We start from the raw sequence: 23709 nt of genomic DNA, 5'->3' as shown, positions 1-23709 counted from the left end.
ATGGGTTAGTTGATAATGAGTCGAGCGTTAATCGGCTGGATAGGGCGATTGTTCTTGCCCATGATGTCCATAAACGCTTTCACTTGCGCTGCAGATACCGTTTGAACCTCTTTTAGTACCAACCAACGAACACCTTCAGAACACGGAGGTGTCGTTAACGAACCATTGAATCGGTAGTAGCTGTGCTTAGAAGGAACAAGAGACTTGATGCTCACAGGTTCAAAGCTGGTTGTTTTGCCTTTTTTAAAGTCATGGTTTAGCAACTTCTCCAGTGTTGGGTTTTCATCTCCTAGCTTATAGAAGACTGCCACAACCGCTAGATTGCCATCCTTATCGGCATGAACAAAGTGCGCCTCTAGCGGGTACTCTTCTCCGTTGATGTGGTTTTCAGATGGCGTATGGAAGTGAAATTGAGAAAGCGTGTACTTTTTATCGTCAACCAGTAGCGTATTATTGCCCTCAACACTGGCTTGCAGAGTATGACCATTATCAATAGCTGAAACGGCATGACCTAAATAGTTGATGTGTATTTCATCCATAATACCCAACACGGTTGATTGGATATTAACAGGACTTTGGTTCTTACCTTGCTGACAATCTTCAGAGAATTTACCCCAAAACTCAGGCCCATTCTCGCCTTCGTATCCCCAATGCTCAGCATGTGCTGCAGAACTTAATAAAAGGCCAATCGCTAACAGTGATTTCTTCATCTTATCCTCATTTAATAAATTATTAAAAATCAGATAATTAGTAAAACCTCAAAGTCATTGCAGTGTCAGATAAATGCAAGCACACCCATATTCAACATTTATAAAAACAAATTAAACAAATATTTAAATCACTTTGGGACAGAACTAATAGTGAGATTTGTATTTCACCATCAGACTAGATTATTTCAACATACAAGAATCACAGCAAAACTGCTTGAAGCCTTATTCTTATACCTTAATAATCCAAACGCAAAACGAACATCGTCTAAAACGACATCAATTTACCTCGTCATAAAAAACCAAACTCTAATTCAGGGTTTATTGCCAACTAAAACTATCATTTAAAAGGACATACGATTATGAGTGAATATATCTACGTTTATGATGAAAAAATCTTGGATGAATACCTAGATAAAGTGAATGCTCGTAAAGATATGGTTAATCGATCGACATTAAGATTACTTGCCAATGAGCTTAAAATTGAACTTTCAGTCGGTAGGCTTAAAGCAAAAGAGTTTTATGACTATATAAGAAGGCCCAAGAACATCATTAGGCTATTGAAGTAGGGACTATTTAATAATCTGCTCCAGATATTTAGATTCAGCTTCAACCACAGCTGAACACATTGAAACAGAACGTGAGTCATATACTATAGTTTTCATCAAACGTTACTACACAATTGTTTGGTTTCACTTTGTTTCCGTAGATGTAATCATCTACTTTTCCTGCTATTGATTCTTTGCAGCTTTAATCATTTAAAGCTGCTTTTTTCAGTATCGACTTATTGTGAGTATTAGGCATAGAAACGACTGCGAATAAACATAATTCTTCATGATACGCAGCAGTTTCTTTGGCATACTTCGATGCTATCTCTTTTCAAGCATACCTTTATCGACAATGAAGTCTATGATTTCCTGCAGCCCCTTACCTTCTTTTAGGTTGGTAAACACATAAGGTTTCTCTGGACGCATTCGAGCGGTATCCGCTTCCATGACCTCTAATGATGCTCCAACATAAGGCGCAAGGTCTATTTTGTTGATAACAAGCAAATCAGAGCGTGTAATGCCAGGTCCGCCTTTGCGTGGAATTTTCTCCCCTTCCGATACATCAATCACATAGATCATCAAGTCAGCCAGTTCAGGGCTAAACGTGGCACTGAGATTGTCACCACCACTTTCGATAAATACCACGTCTAGGTTTTTGTGCCGCATAGAGAGTTCCTCCACCGCAGCGAGGTTCATCGAGGCGTCTTCTCTAATCGCGGTATGCGGGCAACCACCAGTCTCGACCCCAATAATACGCTCTGCATCTAAGGCTTCTGCCTGAGTGAGTATCTTTGCATCTTCTTGCGTATAGATATCGTTAGTGACGACAGCGATCTGATAAAGATCTCGGAGAGTTTTGCACAGAACCTCTAGCAATGCCGTTTTACCAGACCCAACAGGTCCACCAACGCCAATTCGCAAAGGTTGTTTGTAGTTTTCTTGCATAAGAGTTGTCCAAATTATGGATGGAGTTAAAATTCGATGTGTAATTATTTAATGGCTAATAATGAAAAAGCCGAACGTTATTGAAAGTCACCAATTAAGAGGATGATTTTGAATGGCAGTCATCAAGGAACAGATGATGTTTTTTTAGTGAGTATTGGAGTATTAAATAAGGCACTGAGTTGTGAATGGTTTGAGAGTGATTAGGCAAACTCATTGGCGAAGTTTTTGACTAACTAACCCGTAAATATTGATAACGAAGGTTTGCAATTTTTATCATCAACAATGTCTACATGATTCGACTGGTAGGTTATGTCTCCTAACCACTCTCGAAGCAAAATATACAATAAAAGCCTCACCATTCCATTCCGATATCAGCCCATAAAATTTAGAATTAGAATTCAGGCTAAATTATCTGAACATTGTGACTTCATATCTACATCCTAAGATGTTCAAAATACTTCAAGCACCATCTCTGCATAAAGAACACTATTACTAGGTGTGCTATTGATCCTCAATTCAGCTATCTGACTCGTAATCTTAATTTTCATGATTGATAAAAACAAAAACATTATTCATTACTTTCAATAAGTTAAATAAAAAATCAATAGCGCCTATTTAGATTTGAGCTCAAATTACTGAGATAAGACACTTTCTTTGATGAATTTATGAAAAGAACAAAGGAGTAGCGTTATACTGTGCGTTGTACTGTCGCATGGATGCTTTTCTTTTAGCCCAACTTACTGCCTGTAGTAAGCCCAATTATGAGATAAGCAATAGTGGAATATAGATATATTGAAATGTTCAAACCAGTGAAGCTTGAGGAGTTTTACGTAGAGTATCACTACATTGTCAACATCGCCTTCGCAAAAGGCACCGTTTACATCAATGAACAACAAATCACCATCGATGGCCCGTCAACCTTAATCATCCCTCAATTTACCTGTTTGTCGTGTAATTTGACTCAGAAATCGTCGTTCTCACCATTACAGATTCAATTGTTAATCGTGACCGATGACATGTTAGAAGGCTTGCTACTTCAACTTCCTCAAAAGCGTAGGTTCATCAAAAATACGGTAGCTCATCAACTCCCAACACCAGTGGATGTGGACAATAACTTTCAACTACTCAAAGAAGTGTATGACTCATTAAGTAGAGATGCTTTGAAAATCATCCTTTTAGAACAAACGCTATATTTCATACTGCTCTCTCTTTGCGAATCTGGTATCGATGTTTTCAATGTCTTTCAGTTCAATTACGAAGAAAGCAAACGTGAAGTCATCGCACGAATGATCACAAAGGAACCACAAAGAAAGTGGCAAATTCAAGATGTCGCCAAGCAGCTGTTTACCTCTACCTCAACATTAAGAAGGCATTTGCAGAAAGAGAACCTGTCGTTTAGCCAGCTATTGGTAGATGTAAGAATGGGGCTTGCATTGAACATGCTAACGTTCACTTCCTACAACGTTTCACAGATCAGCAACCGCTGTGGATTTGGTAGCGCCGCTTATTTTTGTGATGCCTTCAAGAGAAAATATCACTTAACGCCATCACAGTTCCGAGCTCAGTCTAAGAAGACCAGTGATGCGTCACTTGTCTCCACAAGAAGTGACGATGTGAGCTAACAACGCTCTAGTGGATGACGGATCGAGCGTAAAGCCTTGCGCTTTCTGCTCACTCTATTTTGCTTTTCATTTAAATCACCAATCATTGCGTCCAGGTAACGTTTTCTCTCGTCCTTCAGGAGTATGGTGTTTCGCTTTATGCACTAGAAAACTTCACGATATACCCAAGCCATCTCAAAGGCTGGGTCATAAAAATTAGATTTAGGGAAATATTATGTCTAATTCGATCACCGTTACATCTGATGACTACAACAACATCTGTCGATTACTGGATAACATTCCGAATTTCACCGACGAGCTGCTTAAATTAGAAGATGAAATTGACCGCGCATTGATTGTCGATGCACACGAGATCGACAACAATATTGTCACGATGAACTCTAAGGTGACGTTCAAATTCCTTGGTGAGGAAGAGCATATTCAGAAAGTGCTCGTTTACCCAAACCAAGTGAGAGATAACTCTCACATCTCCATACTCGCGCCGATTGGCATGGCACTTATCGGGCTGTCTGTCGGTCAACGCATCGATTGGATACTGCCAAATGGCAACAAGAAAACCATTGAGATCTTGGATGTCGTTTTTCAACCAGAAAGAAATATAGAGTAGAGATAATCCAACGAATAAACTCAATCATCAGCCATCACTCTTAACCAGAGTGATGGCTTTATGTTTTGATTACACTTGTAGCGGTGTGCCTTCTGCGTTTGACAGAACACAATCCATTTGAACTTTGGCACCTAGCGCGATGTTAGACACAGCAATCACGGTTCTTGCTGGCAAATCGCCATCAAAGAAAGTGGCGTACACCTCGTTGATTGCATCAATATCAGCGATGTCAGTCACTTGAATATTGACCTTAACCGCGTCATTCATCACGTGACCGATGCTCTCAACGATCGCTTTAATGTTTTTCAAACATTGCTCAGCTTGCTCTTTAGCTCCACCTTGAACCAGTTCATAACTCAGAGCATCCATCGGTAGTTGCGCAGAAATGTGGTTATAGTGAGAAAACGCCACAGTTTGCGTTGCAAGCGCATCAAGAGGTGCATTCAGCGTGTTGTTTGCCTTAATCACAATGCCATGGCGATCTTCAACTTCTTGAGGCGGCGTGCCATCACCATGAGAAATCACGGCATCAATTTGTACTGCAGCGCCCATTGGCAGCGCTGAAGCTTGAATAACCGAGCGAGCAGGCATGTAAGCCACGGCTCTTGCGATCGCCGAATCTGGGAAGAAAGTACGGTACACTTCGTTCACTGATTCAATATCTGCTAGATCTTGCAGGTAAACGGTCGTTTTTACGATGTCATCTAGCGGAACATCAATGCTCTCTAGAATGTTCTTGATGTTTTGCAGACATTGATGAGTTTGTTCTTTTACGTCACCTTCGACCAAGTCTCCTGTCGCTGCATCTACCGGCAACTGTGCGGAGATGTTGTTGTAGTGCGAGAATGCGACCGTTTGTGTAGAAATCGGATTGGTCGGTGCTAGATCAGTATCACGCGACACCTTGATCAAGTCACATGGCTTTTGGGGTGTTGTCCCCTCTCCATTAGAAATAAGCGCATCCATTTGTAGTAACGCTCCTTCAAAAGGCACCGCCTCAATCGCCAGCACTGTGCGTGTTGGTAGAAGGTTAGTAAAGAAAGTCGCATACACCTTGTTTACTTCTTCAACGTCATGAATGTTGGTCAAGTAGACATTTATCTTAACGACATCATCCATTACATGATCAATGCTCTCTACAATTCTTTTAATGTTCAAAAGACATTGTTTGGCTTGCTCCTGAATACCACCGTCAACAAGCTGGTTGGTTTGAGGATCAATCGGAAGTTGAGCGGAGATATTGTTGTAGTGAGAAAACGCAACACTTTGCGTTGAATGGCTGTTAAGTGGTGCAGTTTCTGTGTTTCTAGAGCATTTAATAATGGTGCCAGTCATTTAATGTTACCTTTAATTAATGATAAAAGTATTTAACTTACGTGAACATCATTGAGGCTAGAAAGGAGAGCTATCAGCTATATTTCATTGCAATTTAATATAGAATAATAATAGAGTTAACCGCTTCTGTTATATCCATCTTTTAAACCATAGATAAATAGAGCTAAGATCAACAAAGAAGCGGTGATAATCAGAATCGTTCCTAATATATCGATTTTATTTAAAGAGAAAGTAATCATTCCGGATAGGACCCCAACAAGGATGACTAAATCAATTAATATGCCTCTAAATATTTTCATACCTCTCCTTTCACAAACAATCACATCGTAAGTAAAACTATAAGATTATGCTGATTATTTAGACGCAATTCATTACAACATGCGCGCATTATGTTTAATTTTTACACGCTTTACATTTCAAGTTTCCCATTGCCTTGATGCAGCTTTTCCTACTCAAAATTTCATCTCTAATATCATTAATAAAATGAAACCAAGAAGAACAGAAAAAGGCTTGCATTTGATTTTATAAATTAAACAATTAAGTCATAATGTTTTGAAATAATAAGAAATATTTCACACCCACTTGTCGATATAAACTCCTATTTGATAGAGTCCACTCGCTCATATGAATTGAGTAACCTACTCACAAATAACTTTATTCCGCTCTTGTACAACTTAGCCCTATCCAATTTTGGTTAGGGCTTTTTTTGAGGTAGAAAATGAACTTAGAAAGGATTGACTATTCATCGATTGAGGACTTTGAGATTAGGTTAAAGCCCTTCAATGCCACATACTGGAACAAGATATTAAGTTTTCTCAATTCTATTGATGATGTCACCTCCTTTTCTTGCGATTCAGAAGACAACGTCTTTGTCGAATTAGACTCAAGCTTACTCTTCTACAACTGTGAAAATTCAAATAAATACAAGTTTAATTTCGATAACGTTTTTATTTGTCAGTTTAAGTCTATCGCCAGTGATGGGTATAACATCCGCTTATATTCGAATGGTGTTAATTTTTTATCTATTTAACGGATAGTAAGCCAAAAAAAATATGTACGAGAAAACAGATAAGTTATGTCCAAATTGCTTTCGTTGGCTACTAAGAAATACAGCCAAAGGTGAGATATATTGCCCCGACACTATCTCATGCAGAGTGAAGGGGTCACTGAACGTCCCTCCATTAGAAGTCACTAAAGCGAGGCTAAGGAAAACCTTAGTTAACGAAATTAGAAAAGACAGACAGCACCAGAACCTAACGGTGATCAACCGAATTAATAAGCTCTTGAGCTAGAAAATAACAAAAGAAGTGCTTTCACTTTGAAGCACTCACTAAAACTTGGATAAAGCGAGCAATCTCGCCCAAACCAATATAGATGCACACGACCACCACCGAGTATGCACATGCTCGGTGGTGCTACTTTATTTAAGCCCTAACAACGTAGAAAACAAAAGGACAAACAACAGATGAAAACTGTTATTCATGAAACCCTACTACGCTTATCTTCAGCCCCACAAGAGTCTCATGTTCAAATTAGGCAGGAGCTTTACAACACTCTAAAACTGCCATTCGAGAAGCAGTTAGCACTATATACCCATGTTCTTGGTCCAGTAAGTTCCGGTCAACTGTCCAGCAACCAAAGCTTAACCAGAGCGGTAGGCGATGCGGAAAGAATCATCCTAAGCAACAAATAATCGATAACGAGGAATAAGCTTTCTCACGCCCTTAACCAAAAAAGTCGGCCTCACCACTTTAAACGGTGAGGCCGACTTATATAGCAGAGTTATCTCCATGACCTTGGGATTCTATCTCGCCTTATTTCTTTCTAAGTACGAAAAACAGAATAAACATAGAGCCAATTGCTGAAGTCATCAGACCTATGGGTAACTCCTGACCGGGGATCAGCACTCGGCTCATTAAGTCACTGGCTGAGAGCAGCATCGCGCCAATAAAAGCACATAAAGGCAATAGATAACGATGACTCGGTCCGGAAAATGGTTTCGCGAGATGCGGCACGATGAGCCCAACAAAGCCAATCACGCCACTTAAAGAGACAAAGATGGCTGTAGAGAGTGCCGATAAAATAAACACGGTCACACGGAGGAATTTGACGCTTACACCCAGTGAGTTACTGGTGTCCTCATCCACCAACATGGCATCGAGCGAACGCCAGCGCAGCATGGTAAACAGTGCGAGCACAATAACCCCAACAGAAGCAAACGGCAGATTTTCCCATTTTGCCAGCCCTAAGCCCCCCATCGACCAAAAGAGAATATTACTCGCCGAACGTTGATCGCCGGTATAAATCAAATATCCAGTAATGGCACTGAACAGGAACGAAACCGCCAATCCAGACAAAATCAGGCGCTCAACTCCTTGAGACTTTTGTAGAAAGAACACCAGGATGACCGAAGCTGCGGATAAGGTTGCCCCAGCAAATGCTGCCACCGGTAAAGACCATTGACCTAACGCCAAATCGAAATGGCTGATAACCGCAACAACGCCAGCCGATGCACCCGCAGATAACCCGAATAAGAATGGATCAGCCAAGTCGTTCTTAGTCACGGTCTGCAATAGCGCCCCCACCATAGCAAGCCCAGCACCAACTAAAATCGCAAGCAGAAATCTAGGAATTCGAATCTCACTCAAAATAACGTTGGTCATTGCAGGTAGCGAGGCGTGGTCAAAGGTAAAAAACTGATAAACCGAGGAAAAGGGTATGTTTATTGTTCCGTAAGAGAGCGAAAGGAACAGTATGACCGATAGCAGCATCAGGCTTGCCACAATAGCAAGCCAAAACTTTACATTCGAATTACTCATTAATCACGATACCAGCCTCGGGGTGGAGCTTGGCTGCAATCTTCTTGATGGCAACCACATTGTTGGGACCTGGCGTCAGCTCACTGTACTTCAACCGCAAAAATTGACCATTTTTCACCGCATTCGTTTGGCGCATTAGAGGGTTGTCACTCAGAGCTTTTATCGAGCTATTGATCGCTGCATCATCTGAGCTGCCATAATCCACCAAAATAATCATATCGGGATTATGAATGGCGACTTTTTCCCATGGAGCGGTGCCCCAACTAAAGTTTTCGTTGACCATCACATTGGCACCACCAGCCGCTTTGATCAGCGCATGAGGCATGGCAAAGCGACCACTGGTAAAGGGCTGATCAATACCTGAATCGTAAAGGAACACTTTCTTGGTTGGATAAGCGGCTACCTTTGCCTCTATTTCGTTGAGGTCTTTTTTCCAGCTCTCGACTAAGCTCTGTGCTTTATCACTCTTATCGAAGACTTTGCCTAGCTTAAGAACATCGCCGTAAAGCAACTCCATGGAAGCTTCTTGCTTCTTCTTAGTGATATGAGCGCAGCTTTCGCTGAGTACCAGCGTCTTTACTCCAAAGTGCGCCAAGTTTTGTGGCGTCAGATCCGAGCCAAATTTAAGACCGTAGTTCCAACCAGCAAACAGGAAGTCTGGATTCTTTTCTAGTAAAGGTTCTAGCGTTAAGTAACGCCCAGAGATTTCGGGAATATCACCTAAGTCTGCCTTGAACTGATCGGATACTTGATACCAACCTGTAATACCATTTACCGCCACCATGTTAGGTTGTAGCCCCAATGCGAACGCCATTTCCGTCATATTGAGGTCTTGGAATACCGCGCGTTTTGGTGCTTGTTCAAACGTCAACACGTCCCCGCAGCTTTCAACACTGACTGGGTAATGTGGTTCCGTCGGTGCATTGGTGTTTGCGTAAACAGAGACAGATAAAAACAACGGCATCAAGCATATTTTTTTCACGGTAACTCCTTAATCTATTTCAAAAAAACGGATCGCTTTTCCTGTTGTAGGATGTAAGAAATGAAGAGTATTCAAATCAAAAGTATCTTTTATCCAGTGAGCGTTGAGCGTGTTTTCGACCGTATCGCACACCTGCATTTTGCCTCGATTAATGATCATCACTTGGTCGGCAAAGTATTCGGCAAGGTTTAAATCATGTAACACGGCAATCGTTGTAATCTGCTTATCCTTAACGATTTTGAGGAGCTCTATTCTCGCTTTAGGGTCTAAGTGATTCGTCGGCTCATCTAAAAGCAGCAACTTGGGCTCTTGCACCAACACTCGCGCTAAGTTGACGCGCTGAAACTCTCCACCAGAAAGCTGCCCAACTTTTTGCTCTCTTAACGTCTCCAGTCCAAGCTCAGCGATCACACGGGTAATGCATTCGTTGTCGTATTGGCGCGTGGAATAGTGAAAATGAGGAAATCGCCCCAGAGAAATATAATCAAGCACTCTCATTTGTGGGTCGACGGTATTATTCTGCCCCATAAATGCAATATATCTTGAACGCATTTTATGGTTATAACTCGAAAGTGGTTTTCCCAGAAAAATCAATTCACCAGAGAATATATTCACCGTTCCCATAATGGTGCGAATAAAGGTCGATTTTCCGCACCCATTAGGACCAACAACCGCTAAGAACTCTTTCTCTTTTAGACTAAAGCTAATATCCCTAACTAACTCCGTTTTAATGCCCAGTGACAATCCCTTAATGGTTAACACTTCTTTCACATTAATAAGCCTTGCTAGTTAATATTTAGCCATTATCAAATAAAAAAAACCTTAGTCAATAAAAACAGAAAATAAAAAATATGTTTTTAATTATGATTTAGAAATATATTCATTTTACTTAGAAATAGAGCCCTATCCTTTATTCATGTGAAACGAATAGCAAAGTTAATTGAAAAACTACTATATCAAATAGCTAAATTTTCAATCGTGATAATAGATATGAAGTATAGAAAAGTAATTGACTGTAAAACGATAACGCTCAGAGAGTTTTATGTGGAACATCATTACATAATATATCTCTCTGAAGCCAAAGGACTTGTGTCCATCAATGACAGTAAGATCGCCATTACCTCCCCAACTATCTTGATGATTCCTCAATACAGCCGAGTTTGGTGTGACTTACGCAGCGAGAGCCCGACACAGTGCATTGAGGTTCAAATACTGACTGTATCAAACCATACGATCGACTCTCTGATTGCTAAAGTTCCACAGCGGGCATTTGGTGCCAATAATATCTCTTACACTATCAGTGACAACTTCGAGATAAAGGACAGATTCAAAATATTAAAAGAGGGGCATGACACCTTAAGTAACCACGTTTTAAAGACGTTACTGGTTGAGGAGACTCTGTTTTTTATATTCTTAACAATGAGTTACTATGAAATGGATATTGTTCGAATGTTCAAATCCGATCATTACCAATCAAAGCGAGAAGTCATCACTCGGATGATAAGCCAAGATCCGACTCATAAGTGGCAAATTGAGGAAGTCGCCAGCAAGCTGTTCATCTCCTCTTCCACGCTAAGAAGACACTTGAATAAAGAAGACGTCTCTTTCAGCCAATTGCTGTTAGACGTAAGAATGGGCATTGCACTCAATATGCTGACGTTCACTTCCTACAATGTCAGTGAGATCAGCCATCGTTGCGGCTTTGGTAGCTCGGCTTATTTCTGTGATGCATTCAAACGAAAGTACAATCTTACGCCCTCAAAGTTCAGACAATATTCTAGAGAAAACAACGGTTCATCACTGCTGACACTCAAGTACTAATCACTCCCTCATAGCCAAACAAACACAATCGAAGCTCATAATCCACAAAACCTAAAAAAGCCCAATATTGGCGTTAATATTGGGCTTTCTATTATGTTTATAAGAACTGAAGCTTAGCCTTCCACTTTCGCTGGCTCGCCTTTGAACTTGTTTAGCACGGCAGTATGCAGACCATTCTGATATGCCACCGCAACGAGTACAATCACCACACCGATTGACTGCAATAGCGTCACCGACTCACCGCTTGTAAATGGTGCAACAAGAACGGTAGTAATTGGGCTTAATAGCAATAGACCTGCAACAACGGTTGGGTCCAAGTTTACCGAACCAATTTGTACAAATACCCAAGCAACCGCATGACCAACAACACCTAAGATCACAATCCAGATCCAGTTGCTCATATTAATCGCATCACCCGCAATCGAACCATCAGCCGCTGATAGTGGCAGTTTGCCGTCGACAAGAACACCCGTGGTAATGTTGAAACCGTGCGTCGTCGCCATAACAATCGCAGCAGGGATAAGCTGAGCAAGGAATACCCACATCAGTGGCTGGAAGTAGCGACCTGCGTTCAGTGTGCCCGACTTACGGCTAGTGTAGAGGTATAGCGCGTAACAAATACCCGATTTAATACCCAGAATCGTACCCACTAGCGCAATTGGATAGCCCCACATGGTGCTTGGACCTTCGGATGGACCGCCTTCTAGAACACCACCCGCTAGAACAATACCGAACAACATAATCGGTACTAGGAACCAGAAGCTTTTCTCCGGCTTAAACTTATCAAACGTCATGGCAAGCAATGGCATGATGATGATCTGTAGGTTAAGCAAGATAGATGAGATGCCCGCACCAATAAAGAAGATCGCAAAGTTCCAAGAGGTCATATCAAGACCAAGGAAAATACCAGCGACGATAGCGAGTGCAAAACCTGATTTGTTAATTAAGCCTTTCTTTTTAATTTCAGAGACAGCAAAAGGAATTAAAACTAAGAAACCTACTAAACAACGTAAAAACGCGTTGGTTGCTGGTTCAAAGTTGGCCTCTTTTACCATGATGGCAGAAAATGCTAACGCAATAATACCAATCATAATAAACATATAAGCAAGTGGTTTGCTCATTTTATTTTCTGGTCCAGATGTGGACGCGGTTCTAACTTCAGACATAAATAGCCCCAGAATGTAAATAAAAGTAATATTGGATTTTTTAATTAACGCACATTGTTATTTAGCAAAATAAAAATATGCATTAATAAGCCATACCAGTACTCAATGACTGGTATGGCTTAATTAATACAGAGTTAAATAATTTTCGTAGGGAGACGCTAGGGTAAATATCGTTTTTATATTAAAAGAAGATTGATGCTATCTACGGTCAGGCAGCATGCCTTCTTTCAAAATAAAGCGAATAATATCTTCTAAACCAACACCGTCATGTAAGTTCGCGAAAATAAATGGACGATCGCCACGCATCTTCTTCGCATCACGGTCCATAATATCGAGAGACGCGTGTACATATTCAGCAATGTCGATTTTATTAATGATCAATAGATCTGACTTAGTGATACCCGGACCACCTTTACGTGGGATCTTGTCGCCTGCAGACACATCAATAACGTAAATCGTTAGGTCAGACAGCTCTGGGCTGAATGTCGCAGCCAAGTTATCACCACCAGATTCGATCATCACTAGCTCAAGGTCTGGATGACGCGATTGTAAGTCGTTCACCGCCGCTAGGTTCATCGAAGCGTCTTCACGGATAGCAGTATGTGGACAGCCGCCTGTTTCTACGCCAAGAATACGATCTGATGGCAGCGCGTCATGCTTGAGCAAAAAGTCCGCATCTTCACGGGTGTAAATATCGTTCGTTACAACCGCGATGTTGTAATGATCTTTAAGTGCTTTACACAATTTACGTAGCAGCGCTGTTTTACCAGAACCAACAGGACCGCCTACACCAACACGTAAACACTGTGTCATATTAATTTTCCTTTTGTTCTTTAAAGCAAATTAGCTTCGAAATAGTCTTGAATATTGCGTTTCATGTTTTGCACTTCCTAGCGCTAAGCCAGGAAGCGTTGGACCTAGCTCCCAATCCTCTAAACTGAGGGCAGATTCGACCGCTTCAACAAGCTTAGGTTGCAGTCGAATGCACAGACGCTGCGCTGCAGTATGCCCCAGCGGTAGTGCTTTACATGCCACCGCCAATTGGTTTTCTAACCATCCCCATGCAAAGCCAAGCAGGCTCTGCCGAACAGGAATATGGTTAAGCTGCGTAACCCAAGCAAACATGGTCACGTATCCAGGTTCTTGAAGCTGTTTTGCCCCTTCAACATGCAGCTGAGGGTGCATTTCAAGATTGGTCAGTAAGTCTATTAATGCTTGACCAAGACGAATGTCTTCTTCACATAACTCAGAGGTTTCGCGATTCGCTAACAGCCAATCGTTCCAAAACGTCACTTCTTGGCAATCACGATTCGCCCACGAGTGATACAAGCGCGCTAGCACAGGTAATTCGCAACGCGCTAAACCGTCATCAAGCACGCCTTCTAGCCACGCACCAAGCTCTTCTTCGTTTTTCACCCAACCAAGCTCAAAAGCGCTTTCTAGCCCTTGCGACCAAGCAAACGCACCAATAGGAAGTGCTGGGCTAATAAATTGCATCAAACCAAGTAGTGCTAGATCACCGACTTCACGATCAGAAGTATTAGTGTTCATGCTGATGCCCGTGGTGATGGTGACCATGAGAATGATCATGAGATTGCTCACGACCAACATGTGCGTACGCACCGGATTCTGGGTCAAAAGGCGCTTGATGGTGCGTCAATGTTGCGCCAAGCAGCAGTGCCAATTCTTCAAGCACATGGTCCGGCGTCATTCGTACCCAACAACGTCCGTCTTCATCCTGACCAACCGCGAGCAATGTGTGGCGGTTGCCTAGGTGATAACAAAGGCGAGCGAGAGGAAGCGTACCGTTGATGTAAGCCGTCGTGACAGGTTCGTTCGCAGCATGGACACGAATCACTTCACCCGTTTTCGCTTCTAGCAGGTCGCCATCACGTAATACTGGTCCACGATCGAGAAACAAACCGACATCATGTCCCTTTTCCGTCACTCCTTTCAGGCGTCCTCGGATACGCAGCTCATAAGGAAGAATAAGACTATCGAATACCTCACATTCCGTATTGGCATCTAATCGTTTTGTTAGTTCAAGCATTGCAAGCCCTTACTGTTAATTAGAACAAATGGTAGCGTTGAGCCAACGGAACTTCTGTTGCTGGTTCACACGTCAATAGAACGCCGTCTGCACTTACTTCATAAGTTTGTGGATCAACGGTCAGTTCAGGACACACATCGTTGTGCTTCATGTCTTGTTTGGTCTTGTTACGAACGTCTTTACACGCAACAAGCGGGCTGTTCAGACCCAGCTTTTCTTCTAGACCTGTGTTCATCGCAGCTTGGCTAACAAACGTCATGCGCGTCGCTGACACTGCGCGACCTAGTGAGCCAAACATGTTGCGGTAGTGAACTGGCTGAGGCGTTGAGATCGCCGCGTTTGGATCGCCCATCGCAGCGCCTGCGATCATGCCACCTTTCAAGATGATGGATGGCTTAACGCCGAAGAATGCTGGTTTCCAAAGCACCAAGTCAGCGAATTTACCTACTTCAATCGAGCCCACTTCGTGTGCGATACCGTGAGTGATGGCTGGGTTAATGGTGTATTTCGCGATGTAGCGCTTCGCACGGAAGTTATCTGCGCCAAGATCTTGGTCTTCAGGAAGTAGACCGCGCTGGACTCGCATCTTGTTTGCCGTCTGCCAAGTACGACATACCACTTCACCCACACGTCCCATTGCTTGTGAGTCTGATGACATCATCGAGATCACGCCCATATCGTGAAGAATGTCTTCTGCGGCGATACTTTCACGACGAATACGAGAGTCTGCAAACGCAACATCTTCAGGGATGTTTGGATCTAGGTGGTGACACTCCATCAACATATCCAAGTGCTCATCAACGGTGTTGATGGTGTAAGGGCGCGTTGGGTTTGTTGAAGAAGGCAGTACATTTGGCAGTGCACACGCTGCAATGATGTCCGGAGCGTGACCACCACCCGCACCTTCAGTGTGGTAGGTATGGATACAACGATCTTTGAATGCAGCCAGCGTATCTTGTAGGAAGCCAGATTCGTTCAAGCTATCTGAGTGAAGCGCAACCTGAACATCGTAGCGATCTGCAACATTCAAGGCGTTGTGAATACATGCAGCAGTCGCACCAAAGTCTTCGTGAATCTTCAGACTCATTGCGCCCGCTTTTACTTGCAGCTCAAGCGCTTCAGGCGTACTTGCACTGCCTTTGCCCAGTAGACCAATGTTCATTGGTAGATCATCGACCGCTTGCATCATCTTGCCAATGTGCCAAGGACCCGATGTGCTGGTTGTCGCTAGACTGCCTGTTGCAGGACCAGTACCGCCGCCAATCATGGTCGTTACACCGCTCATCAGCGCTTCATCAATCTGTTGCGGACAGATAAAGTGGATGTGTGTATCGATACCACCTGCAGTTAGAATTTGGTTCTCACCTGCGATGATTTCAGTACCAGGACCAATGATGATATCAACATTAGGCTGTACATCTGGGTTACCCGCTTTACCGATGGCTGCGATACGGCCTTGCTTAAGACCAACGTCAGCTTTAACGATGCCCCAGTAATCCATGATGATAACGTTAGTAATAACCGTATCCATTACTGCGTCATCACAACGCTGGCTCTGACCCATACCGTCACGGATGACTTTACCGCCACCAAATACGACTTCTTCACCGTAGTGCGTGTGGTCTTTTTCAATCTCAATCCATAGCTCTGTATCACCCAGACGGACTTTGTCGCCCGTGGTAGGACCGTACATGTCTACATACGCTTGTCTAGAAATCTTCATTACTGTTACCTTTACTTAGAATTGTTATCTAGTGAGCCCATCACGTCGCCACGGAAGCCGTAGACTTGACGTAAGCCAGCGAACGGAATCAGCTCCACTTCACGGGTTTGACCTGGTTCGAATCGGATTGACATGCCAGCGGCGATCGCTAGGCGGTGACCGTAAGCAAGCTCTCGGTCAAAAGACAAAGCACGATTCGCTTCAGCAAAGTGGTAGTGCGAGCCAACCTGAACAGGGCGGTCACCCGTATTAGAAACTTTCACTGGAATCGTTGTGCGGTCAGTACACAGCTCAATGTCATCTGCTTTTAGTTGGTATTCACCTGCAAACATGGAGGTCTCCTTAAATAATCGGGTTATGCACAGTCACTAGCTTTGTGCCGTCAGGGAAAGTTGCTTCTACTTGTACTGTTTCAATCATTTCAGCAATGCCAGGCTGAACATCAGCACGAGTTAAGATTTCACGACCTGCACTCATCATTTCTGCAACGGTGCGCCCTTCACGTGCACCTTCCATGATTGCGCAGCTGATCAGCGCAACAGATTCTGGGTAATTCAGCTTGATGCCTTTTTCTTTGCGTCTTTCAGCAAGCAGACCTGCAGTGAACAAAAGTAATTTGTCTTTATCTCTAGGTGTTAATTCCATCGTTTACTCCGTTTCATGATTATCAATACAAAATCGCGTTATTAGATGTTTAATAAGGCGTTATAATTCGAGTTTGATTAAGTCAGCCAGATTCTTGGTATCACCGGTTCCATGCCAATGAGCATCGGGCGCAATACTTCTCTCGCTTGTTGGAATAAGTCCCAAACTTCGTTTCTTTCGGTACCGAGATAGCGGATGACCAACACGCCGCGTCGCTCACTCACCGCCCAGCGATCGGATGCTGGCATGTGCTCTCGAAGTGCTAAGATGGCTTGTTTTGGGTCGTTTAGACCCACCGCCCACATATTGGCGTGAACCGTTGAACCACCTTGTCCCCACTTACCGGTAAAACGCGGATGAGTCGGGTCAACCGTTTGTCTTTCAAGCCACAGCGGTTTGCCATTTTGGTAGAGGTTAAATTGTTGAGTGATGCACCCACTTTCGAATGGCAGCTCACTGGCAGGTCGCCCAAGAACGGTAATTTCCCAGCCAAGACACTTGGCATTTGTACCCAAGTTGATCGTGCAGGTTTGGTCACCAATAGAACCATCAAAAGCAATCGACTCTTGAGGAAGCCACTCTAGAATGGCGTTATCCTCAACATCCAAGTTGGTGTGTTGTTTCCACGGCACCAAGTTTCGGTCGGCTTTGTACAGCTTGTTTGCGGCGGGGGTTGTCACTAAAGCGTGAGCGTCACTTTGGACACCGATGTTGAAGTTCAGCTCGTCACCACTCACCAAACCACCAGGCGGGTGCAGAATGTAGACATGGCAACAGCCATCTTTGCCCTCAGGATAGAAAGGTCTTTGGACAATCAGGGGACCAAAGTGTCGTAGGGTATTTAATCGCGTGATACTGGAATTACCTTCAGCATGCACACCAAATTTTAATGTCAAAGACGCTAACCACTGACGATTGAGACCAAAACCTTGTTCAACACGAGGTGTATGGGTTTTGTCAGTCGTTGTCGTTTGGAAATCTGTCATATGAACATACCTTTCTACCTACCTTTAAATAAAAATTTAGGATTAAAATGCTTATTACCGTTTCATTGGTAACGAGTGAAATAGGTCAAACTTCAACGAATAACGCTGAATAGGAATAGAAATCACGAGTAATAAATAACGCCTAGTAAAAAAAAGAGGCTTAATAATTCTCTTCTTTAATTTCACCCATAGCGTCACTATTAATAAACTTACACAATCACATGGATTTCTATATCGATGCTGTAACGAATGGACACAATATACAGGAATCAAGCGGAGTCTAAATTAGACATTTTGCCCAAAAGATTACAATATAAATGTCAGCATCAATTCATTATTAATGGAATGTTTAAAACTATTTCTGAGTTACTAAATAAAAAATATAAACAGTGAATTTACTCACAATTTCTATCATTGCTAAACGATGAGATAAGAGTGAATTACCGGAAACCGATAAACTTAAACAATGGATTTTCTGAAGCGGCTTCTGAACTGCTGAGGTGTGGTAAGTTTATTTTTTTTAAACACAGTGCAGAAATAGGCGGAGCTCTTAAATCCACTCAGGTTGCTTATCTTCAATATGCTGAAGTTACTAAACTTCAGATACCGAATCGCGACATTGAGCCTCACCTCGTTGAGGATGCAAGAGAAAGACTTCTGCTCTGCTGATAATCCTCTCCTCAAGGTAGAAATGCTGGTCGCCATAGACAAAGCCGCCGCCTCAAGCGTCCAATGCTTCCTCGGTTCACGCATAAGCAGATTGGACAATCTCTCAGAAACCGACAGATCAGTTTTCATGTTTAAGACGATATTGATGTCTTTGTTTTCCAGATGTAGGTGAATCAGAAGGTCAACCACACTCTGTCTAAGCAGCGCTTTGTTCAACCGCCCCATACAACGGTGCCCATCAACGACCCGATTCATTAAAAAGACATCACAAAAATCTTTGTTATGAGCTTTTAAGAAATTTCCGCCATCACTCGAACGACACAATTTTCGATTTCTCTTATCAAAGATAAACTTGTTTAACTCGTAAAGGTCGCGCTTAATAAAGCCAGTATCAAAATCATTTAAGCTAATGAAGTCTAATTCAGACTGCTCAGTTAACTTTGATATATTAACGTGAATAAACGAGTTTTTTGGAATGATAATTAACCTATTGTTAAACTCCTGAATGGGAGAACCATTAATAGTAATGTCTCCTTGATAACCTGAGACTCTGACAAATATGGTCTTTTTAGTTCTGTAATTGTGTAGTCTAAAATTGCTGGCATTAATATTATGAAAAAACATTGCTATCAAATAATTAACATCTATATACTGTCAAGCATACTAGCAAGATAGTCGATTCTTTGTGTGACATGTATAGATAATCAATCCATAAATGAAGTTATATGACTTCAAATCTAAATCACTCCCCTACCCTTATAGAAAACTGGTCGCAGTGCCATCGTGAAGATGGCGTGATTTGATAGGAAAAGATGACCGCTCCGCTAAAAGCACGAAACTCAACTAGCATAGCAAGTACTTCTTGGTGTTAGCCTCAGTTAGGCTTTTGACCACCCCTTCTTCTTCAAGCAGAGTGAGCGCTTTTTCAATAGGCAGTCTTAACAACCCTAGCTTTATCATTAACGTATCGACCGATACCGAAGTGTCGCCGATGGATGACAAGCACTGAACAATGCAATTTCTGGTCTTACGCTTTGACTCGTAGTTGCTGATAAATCGCCTTTTGACGGCAACCTCCTCTTGCTTGCTCTTACATTGATTACCCAAATCCATACGAAACCAATTTAAGTCTTCCAATAACACGTTATATGGGTCGCCCAAGTTATCAATGACAACGAACTGATCATCCGTTGAGTTGATCACGGTGTAATCCACACCTTCCGATATTCTTGTCTCGCTCGGTGTTTTAATACTCGAGTAAAAGCGAATGGTGTCACCAAGCAAGCTATCACTCTCTTTCTCCAACTTTCCCGTAGCGACAGCCAAGCCAGCATCAATCAACTTATAGAACTCACGCACGATTTTGTGTTTTGGCTGATAGGCACAGTCCAAGTTCAGCTCGCAGGTTGCACAGTGATAATGACATTTACATTGGACGTAGGATTGGTTGGAACCATCATAGACCCAGTTATTGCGATAATTAATGTAATACATACTGCCCAGAGCCGTGTGGATCACATTCACCTTGTTATTTTTTACCAACCGACTCATGGTGGTAACGAGCATCTCTTGGTCATAAACACCCTTGATATAGAGGTTTTGAGAAAGCTCTTTTAGGCTCACCTTCTGTTCAGAGTTAAATAAATAACCAATAACTTGGTTCTCTAAAGCATCAAAGGCATCGTTTTCTTTTTCCTCGAATTCTTTTTTGAACTTTCGGACTAAGATTTTCAGTTTATCTTTAGCAAGACGTATCACTTGAGCCTTGGAGATATCATGTGTTGGTTCTAACAAGGAATAGAGCTCAAACCCCGCGCCTTCAAACTGTAGGGTGCGACATAAGCCTTGCCTTAACGTTCTAATTTCTTTCTTTTTTCTCCCATCCACAGCATGAATACGCAAGATAAAGTGATGAATCTCTTTCGCAAAAAATACCAATTTCATAATCATAATTTAAAAATAAAGACCTGAAGAGCTCACTAGCATTTAAAGTGAGTGTTAGAAAAATCGGCGAGGTTAAATACGCCAGAAACAAGGAGACAAAACGACCACAATGGTTAGGATCTCCAAGCGTCCCATCAGCATTCCGAGGCTCAAAATCCACTTTGCTGCATCTGGTAGTGTCGAGAAATTGCCAGTAGGACCAATAATGGAACCTAGACCAGGACCGACATTCGCCACCGAAGTAATGGCACCGGACAAGCTCGTGACAGGGTCTAAGCCTATGATTGCCAATAACATTGCGATAAAAATAATGGTTAATGCATAAACAAAAGCGAATGCCGTTACACCTTGCACAATACTGTCTGACAAACGTGCTTTGTTGTAACGCAAGGTAAAGACACCAGAAGGGTGTACCAGTTGGAAAACCTGCTTTTTAAGGAGTGAGGTCGCTATCTGAATTCGGAAGATTTTGAAGCCCCCTGACGTTGAGCCAGAGCACGCACCCATCAACAGAACGAAGCAAAACAAAATGGTTGGTAAACTCCCCCAACTGGAGAAATCGTCTAATGCAAAACCCGTGGTGGTCATCACCGTAACGATATTAAAGGTCGCAATACGAATCGCGTCGATAAACGGGTAATCGAGCTTCAATGCCAACCAGCAAGCAACAACCAAACTCAACGCAACCACCAACTTAAAATAGGCTCTGATTTGCGCGTCTTTCACTAAACACGACAGACTCTTTTGGTTGATTGCTGCCACAAACTGAATGAATGGCATACCACCCGCAAACATAAAGATGATCGCCACCCAATGAGCCATTGGCGAGAAGCCGTTCATGGAGGCATCGGTCGTTGAATACCCTCCGGTAGATACAGTGGTCAGTGCGTGGTTTATCGCATCAAATACAGTCATGCCAGATAGCAAGTAGCTCATCACACAAAGAAAAGTCAGCAGCAGATAAACAGACAGAATACTCTTGGCAACACTCTTCATTCGAGGTGCACTTTTTGTTGACCAATCAGAGGATTCGGTTTGGAAGAGTCGCATCCCACCAACATTGATCATGGGTAGAATAGCGATAGCCATCACGATGAACCCTACGCCACCAAACCACTGAAGCAGCGAACGCCAAAGCAATATGCTGGGAGCCATGTTATCAAGACCAGCAAGAACCGTAGACCCAGTCGTGGTGATACCAGACATGGTTTCAAAATAAGCGTTGGTGAAGCTGATTTCATTGATGAACACAAAGGGAAGTGACGCAAACGCGCTGCCTAGAACCCAGACTAGCGTGGTGATCAAAAATGCATCTTTTACCTTGAGAGCGATTGATGTTTTCCCGCCAATCGCCACGCACACTAATCCACCGATATGGGTAATGATTGCTGATAAACCAAAATCTAACGCCCCTTGAGTCCCTGTCACTACAGCCATCAAAAATGGGATATACATAAACAATGCGAGTTTAGATAACAGGAATCCCAAAACGAGAAACACTGGTTTATAGCTAATCATTAAAAATCAGTTCATTTATTCTTACCAACAACTTTATTATTTATTCAATTTTCCCAATTAAATTCAATTGATATATAAGGTTAAATCAATGACCGATATAATATGAGCAAAAATATAAATAATGCTATTTATTAGGGAGAAACATCAAAACACAATAGGCAGATCGCGCAATGACTTATTCTTATCGTTTCGTTACATTGAGATAAACAACTGACTAAAAACAATCTGACTTAATATTTATAACTTTATGTTTCTGCCTAAAAAGATCCCTCTATTACCGAGTTATTCGATGTCGAGTAACTGCTATATAAACACAGACTTTTCATCCCCCTTGAGCAATTGCAGTGAAAAAATTAAAATTACATCATGTTTAACAACGGTTTATGTCAAGTTATACAAAACCACCACTGATTTATATCTCTCGAAGTTTTGTTTGCCATTAAGCTCCATCATGAGCAATGGACTCATCAATTCACTCGACATTCTGCTCAAGAAAAATGACGATACTCTATCTTCCATGGATAAAGATTTACTAACCCATGCCATCTACTTTTTTAGGTCTCAGTTCTCAAACTAACGCTGAGCTACCATATAACCATCATCTTTAGACATTGTTTTCTTTGGAGTTTTTTCTGAACTCCTGAGGCGTTACACCATACTTCTTCTTAAAGATCGTACAAAAGTACGCCGAGCTATTGAAACCACTGAGTTCACTGATTTTTAAAACGTTGTATGAAGTGAACGTTAAGTAGTTGATGGAGATACCTAACCTTACATCATTGAGAATGTGCGAGAAGGCTCCTCCTTCCTTAGAGAGGTTTCTACGTAACGTAGAAGGGCTGGTAAACATACAACTCGCCGCCAAGTCTAACGTCCACTTCTTCGTTGGTTCAGACATAAACAGCTTGGCTAAACGAGAAGACAACGATATGTGATAATCACTGTTAAACAATATGCTGACATCCACACCTTTTTTATACAGCAGTAATACCAAGTGAAAGATACTCTGCTTCAATGCGATATTTTTAATGCTTTTCAGCTTTTGGCAATTATTAAGTTGTCTATTTGAGTAAAAAATTTCGCACAGTTCTTTACTCTTATACAGAATAAATGACTCATTCTTGTTTTTGTTTAAGATGAGGTCATTAAGCTTTTCGAGCTTCACCTTCATCTTTTTGATGTCAGTCTTGTTGAGAGTCACGACCTCAAATGAGTTCTCATCCCCCTGCCTAAGCAGATCGCACTCCACCATCGCCCCTTCTGGGATAACCAGTAAGCTATTGTTAAACAATGGCACTTCGTTTCCGTTGATGGCGATGAACCCTTGGTAATTGGAGATCCGAACGAGTAAGCTCCTTTTCGAACGGTAGGGCTTCAATGTGACTTTCTTTGATTGAACTTGATGGAAAAACATATGCGAATAACCTGATGCTTTTTTCTGAGAGTATCACTCCTCCTACTGAAAACATCGTGAGCCATAATCAATGAGATATTTTCAAAATAATATGATGGTATTTCTACATTTCGTATTTATTGGTGTATTTTCTGGTAAAAAAATGCAGTTAACATGATAAGCGGCTGTTTATTATAGAAAACAGACAGAAAATCCTGCCCTTGTTATT

24 protein-coding genes are annotated in these 23709 nt (G+C 42.1%); 5 read left to right on the top strand and 19 right to left on the bottom strand.

Annotation, left to right across the window (positions count from 1 at the left end):
- Positions 1-5: 5 nt before the first annotated feature.
- Entirely contained in the window at positions 6-710 is a 705-nt protein-coding gene (locus ITG12_RS25020) for a carbonic anhydrase family protein (RefSeq protein ID WP_038869811.1), read from the bottom strand.
- A gap of 359 nt (positions 711-1069) precedes the next feature.
- Between ITG12_RS25020 and ITG12_RS25015 the strand changes: the two genes are divergently transcribed.
- On the top strand, positions 1070-1276 hold the full coding sequence (locus ITG12_RS25015) for a hypothetical protein (RefSeq protein WP_038869812.1): 207 nt from the start codon (positions 1070-1072) through the stop codon (positions 1274-1276).
- A 300-nt stretch (positions 1277-1576) separates the two neighbouring features.
- On the opposite strand, the gene ureG (ITG12_RS25010) is transcribed toward ITG12_RS25015, so the two are convergent.
- Positions 1577-2200, bottom strand: a complete 624-nt coding sequence (ureG, locus tag ITG12_RS25010) for an urease accessory protein UreG (protein ID WP_038869813.1) — start codon at positions 2198-2200, stop codon at positions 1577-1579.
- Positions 2201-2976: 776 nt separating this feature from the next.
- Here ureG (ITG12_RS25010) and ITG12_RS25005 point away from each other — a divergent pair.
- Together ITG12_RS25005 and rnk are read left to right on the top strand one after the other, a co-directional pair.
- On the top strand, positions 2977-3822 hold the full coding sequence (locus ITG12_RS25005; RefSeq protein WP_248874416.1) for a helix-turn-helix domain-containing protein: 846 nt from the start codon (positions 2977-2979) through the stop codon (positions 3820-3822).
- A gap of 214 nt (positions 3823-4036) precedes the next feature.
- On the top strand, positions 4037-4429 hold the full coding sequence (rnk, locus tag ITG12_RS25000) for a nucleoside diphosphate kinase regulator (protein ID WP_248874414.1): 393 nt from the start codon (positions 4037-4039) through the stop codon (positions 4427-4429).
- 69 nt (positions 4430-4498) lie between these two features.
- Here rnk and ITG12_RS24995 read toward each other — a convergent pair whose 3' ends face one another.
- Positions 4499-5764: a Rid family hydrolase gene (locus ITG12_RS24995; RefSeq protein ID WP_248874412.1), complete on the bottom strand. Its 1266-nt coding sequence runs from the start codon at positions 5762-5764 to the stop codon at positions 4499-4501.
- A 116-nt stretch (positions 5765-5880) separates the two neighbouring features.
- The gene (locus ITG12_RS24990; protein ID WP_038869821.1) at positions 5881-6063 is read right to left on the bottom strand and encodes a hypothetical protein; all 183 of its coding nucleotides are present in this window, start codon (positions 6061-6063) and stop codon (positions 5881-5883) included.
- Between the two features lie 1166 nt (positions 6064-7229).
- Here ITG12_RS24990 and ITG12_RS24985 point away from each other — a divergent pair.
- On the top strand, positions 7230-7457 hold the full coding sequence (locus ITG12_RS24985) for a PAS factor family protein (RefSeq protein WP_038869823.1): 228 nt from the start codon (positions 7230-7232) through the stop codon (positions 7455-7457).
- Between the two features lie 121 nt (positions 7458-7578).
- On the opposite strand, the gene ITG12_RS24980 is transcribed toward ITG12_RS24985, so the two are convergent.
- Genes ITG12_RS24980 through ITG12_RS24970 form a run of 3 tightly spaced genes read right to left on the bottom strand, consistent with a single transcriptional unit; the run spans position 7579 to position 10336 of the window.
- Complete coding sequence (locus ITG12_RS24980; RefSeq protein ID WP_026000287.1) at positions 7579-8583, bottom strand: iron ABC transporter permease; 1005 nt, start codon at positions 8581-8583, stop codon at positions 7579-7581.
- Positions 8576-9565 carry an ABC transporter substrate-binding protein gene (locus ITG12_RS24975; RefSeq protein WP_248874410.1) on the bottom strand — a complete coding sequence of 330 codons (990 nt, stop codon included), beginning with the start codon at positions 9563-9565 and terminating at the stop codon, positions 8576-8578. The genes ITG12_RS24980 and ITG12_RS24975 overlap by 8 nt, the downstream gene beginning before the upstream one ends.
- Positions 9566-9574: 9 nt before the next feature.
- Positions 9575-10336, bottom strand: coding sequence for an ABC transporter ATP-binding protein (locus tag ITG12_RS24970; protein WP_038869828.1), 762 nt, complete (start codon positions 10334-10336; stop codon positions 9575-9577).
- Positions 10337-10609: 273 nt separating this feature from the next.
- Here ITG12_RS24970 and ITG12_RS24965 point away from each other — a divergent pair, with 273 nt between their 5' ends.
- A complete protein-coding gene (locus ITG12_RS24965) occupies positions 10610-11386 on the top strand; it encodes a helix-turn-helix domain-containing protein (RefSeq protein ID WP_231570846.1) in 777 nt (258 codons plus the stop codon).
- Between the two features lie 113 nt (positions 11387-11499).
- On the opposite strand, the gene ITG12_RS24960 is transcribed toward ITG12_RS24965, so the two are convergent.
- From ITG12_RS24960 to ITG12_RS24905, 12 genes are all read right to left on the bottom strand, one after another.
- Positions 11500-12552 (bottom strand): DMT family transporter, encoded by a 1053-nt coding sequence (locus tag ITG12_RS24960; RefSeq protein WP_038869830.1) that lies wholly within the window; start codon positions 12550-12552, stop codon positions 11500-11502.
- Between the two features lie 198 nt (positions 12553-12750).
- Positions 12751-13365 carry an urease accessory protein UreG gene (gene ureG, locus ITG12_RS24955; protein ID WP_038869832.1) on the bottom strand — a complete coding sequence of 205 codons (615 nt, stop codon included), beginning with the start codon at positions 13363-13365 and terminating at the stop codon, positions 12751-12753.
- Between the two features lie 30 nt (positions 13366-13395).
- Positions 13396-14142: an urease accessory UreF family protein gene (locus ITG12_RS24950; RefSeq protein WP_240538037.1), complete on the bottom strand. Its 747-nt coding sequence runs from the start codon at positions 14140-14142 to the stop codon at positions 13396-13398.
- Positions 14093-14602, bottom strand: coding sequence for an urease accessory protein UreE (gene ureE / locus ITG12_RS24945; RefSeq protein ID WP_009696562.1), 510 nt, complete (start codon positions 14600-14602; stop codon positions 14093-14095). The genes ITG12_RS24950 and ureE overlap by 50 nt, the downstream gene beginning before the upstream one ends.
- A 19-nt stretch (positions 14603-14621) precedes the next feature.
- The gene (gene ureC / locus ITG12_RS24940; protein WP_010453624.1) at positions 14622-16325 is read right to left on the bottom strand and encodes an urease subunit alpha; all 1704 of its coding nucleotides are present in this window, start codon (positions 16323-16325) and stop codon (positions 14622-14624) included.
- 11 nt (positions 16326-16336) lie between these two features.
- Positions 16337-16657, bottom strand: coding sequence for an urease subunit beta (locus ITG12_RS24935; RefSeq protein ID WP_009696560.1), 321 nt, complete (start codon positions 16655-16657; stop codon positions 16337-16339).
- 10 nt (positions 16658-16667) lie between these two features.
- On the bottom strand, positions 16668-16970 hold the full coding sequence (gene ureA, locus ITG12_RS24930; RefSeq protein ID WP_009696559.1) for an urease subunit gamma: 303 nt from the start codon (positions 16968-16970) through the stop codon (positions 16668-16670).
- A 77-nt stretch (positions 16971-17047) separates the two neighbouring features.
- Positions 17048-17956: an urease accessory protein UreD gene (locus tag ITG12_RS24925; protein ID WP_248874408.1), complete on the bottom strand. Its 909-nt coding sequence runs from the start codon at positions 17954-17956 to the stop codon at positions 17048-17050.
- Positions 17957-18415: 459 nt separating this feature from the next.
- Positions 18416-19249 (bottom strand): AraC family transcriptional regulator, encoded by an 834-nt coding sequence (locus ITG12_RS24920; protein WP_248874407.1) that lies wholly within the window; start codon positions 19247-19249, stop codon positions 18416-18418.
- Positions 19250-19468: 219 nt separating this feature from the next.
- Positions 19469-20569 carry a hypothetical protein gene (locus ITG12_RS24915; RefSeq protein WP_231570848.1) on the bottom strand — a complete coding sequence of 367 codons (1101 nt, stop codon included), beginning with the start codon at positions 20567-20569 and terminating at the stop codon, positions 19469-19471.
- Positions 20570-20641: 72 nt separating this feature from the next.
- On the bottom strand, positions 20642-22087 hold the full coding sequence (locus ITG12_RS24910; RefSeq protein WP_017189782.1) for a TrkH family potassium uptake protein: 1446 nt from the start codon (positions 22085-22087) through the stop codon (positions 20642-20644).
- A 604-nt stretch (positions 22088-22691) separates the two neighbouring features.
- Positions 22692-23501, bottom strand: a complete 810-nt coding sequence (locus tag ITG12_RS24905) for an AraC family transcriptional regulator (protein WP_038880097.1) — start codon at positions 23499-23501, stop codon at positions 22692-22694.
- Between the last annotated feature and the right edge of the window lie 208 nt (positions 23502-23709).

The sequence above is a fragment of the Vibrio sp. ED002 genome, from assembly GCF_023277445.1.
GTDB classification, from domain to species: Bacteria; Pseudomonadota; Gammaproteobacteria; order Enterobacterales; family Vibrionaceae; genus Vibrio; species Vibrio jasicida.
This window is presented reverse-complemented; position numbering and strand designations above follow the sequence as displayed.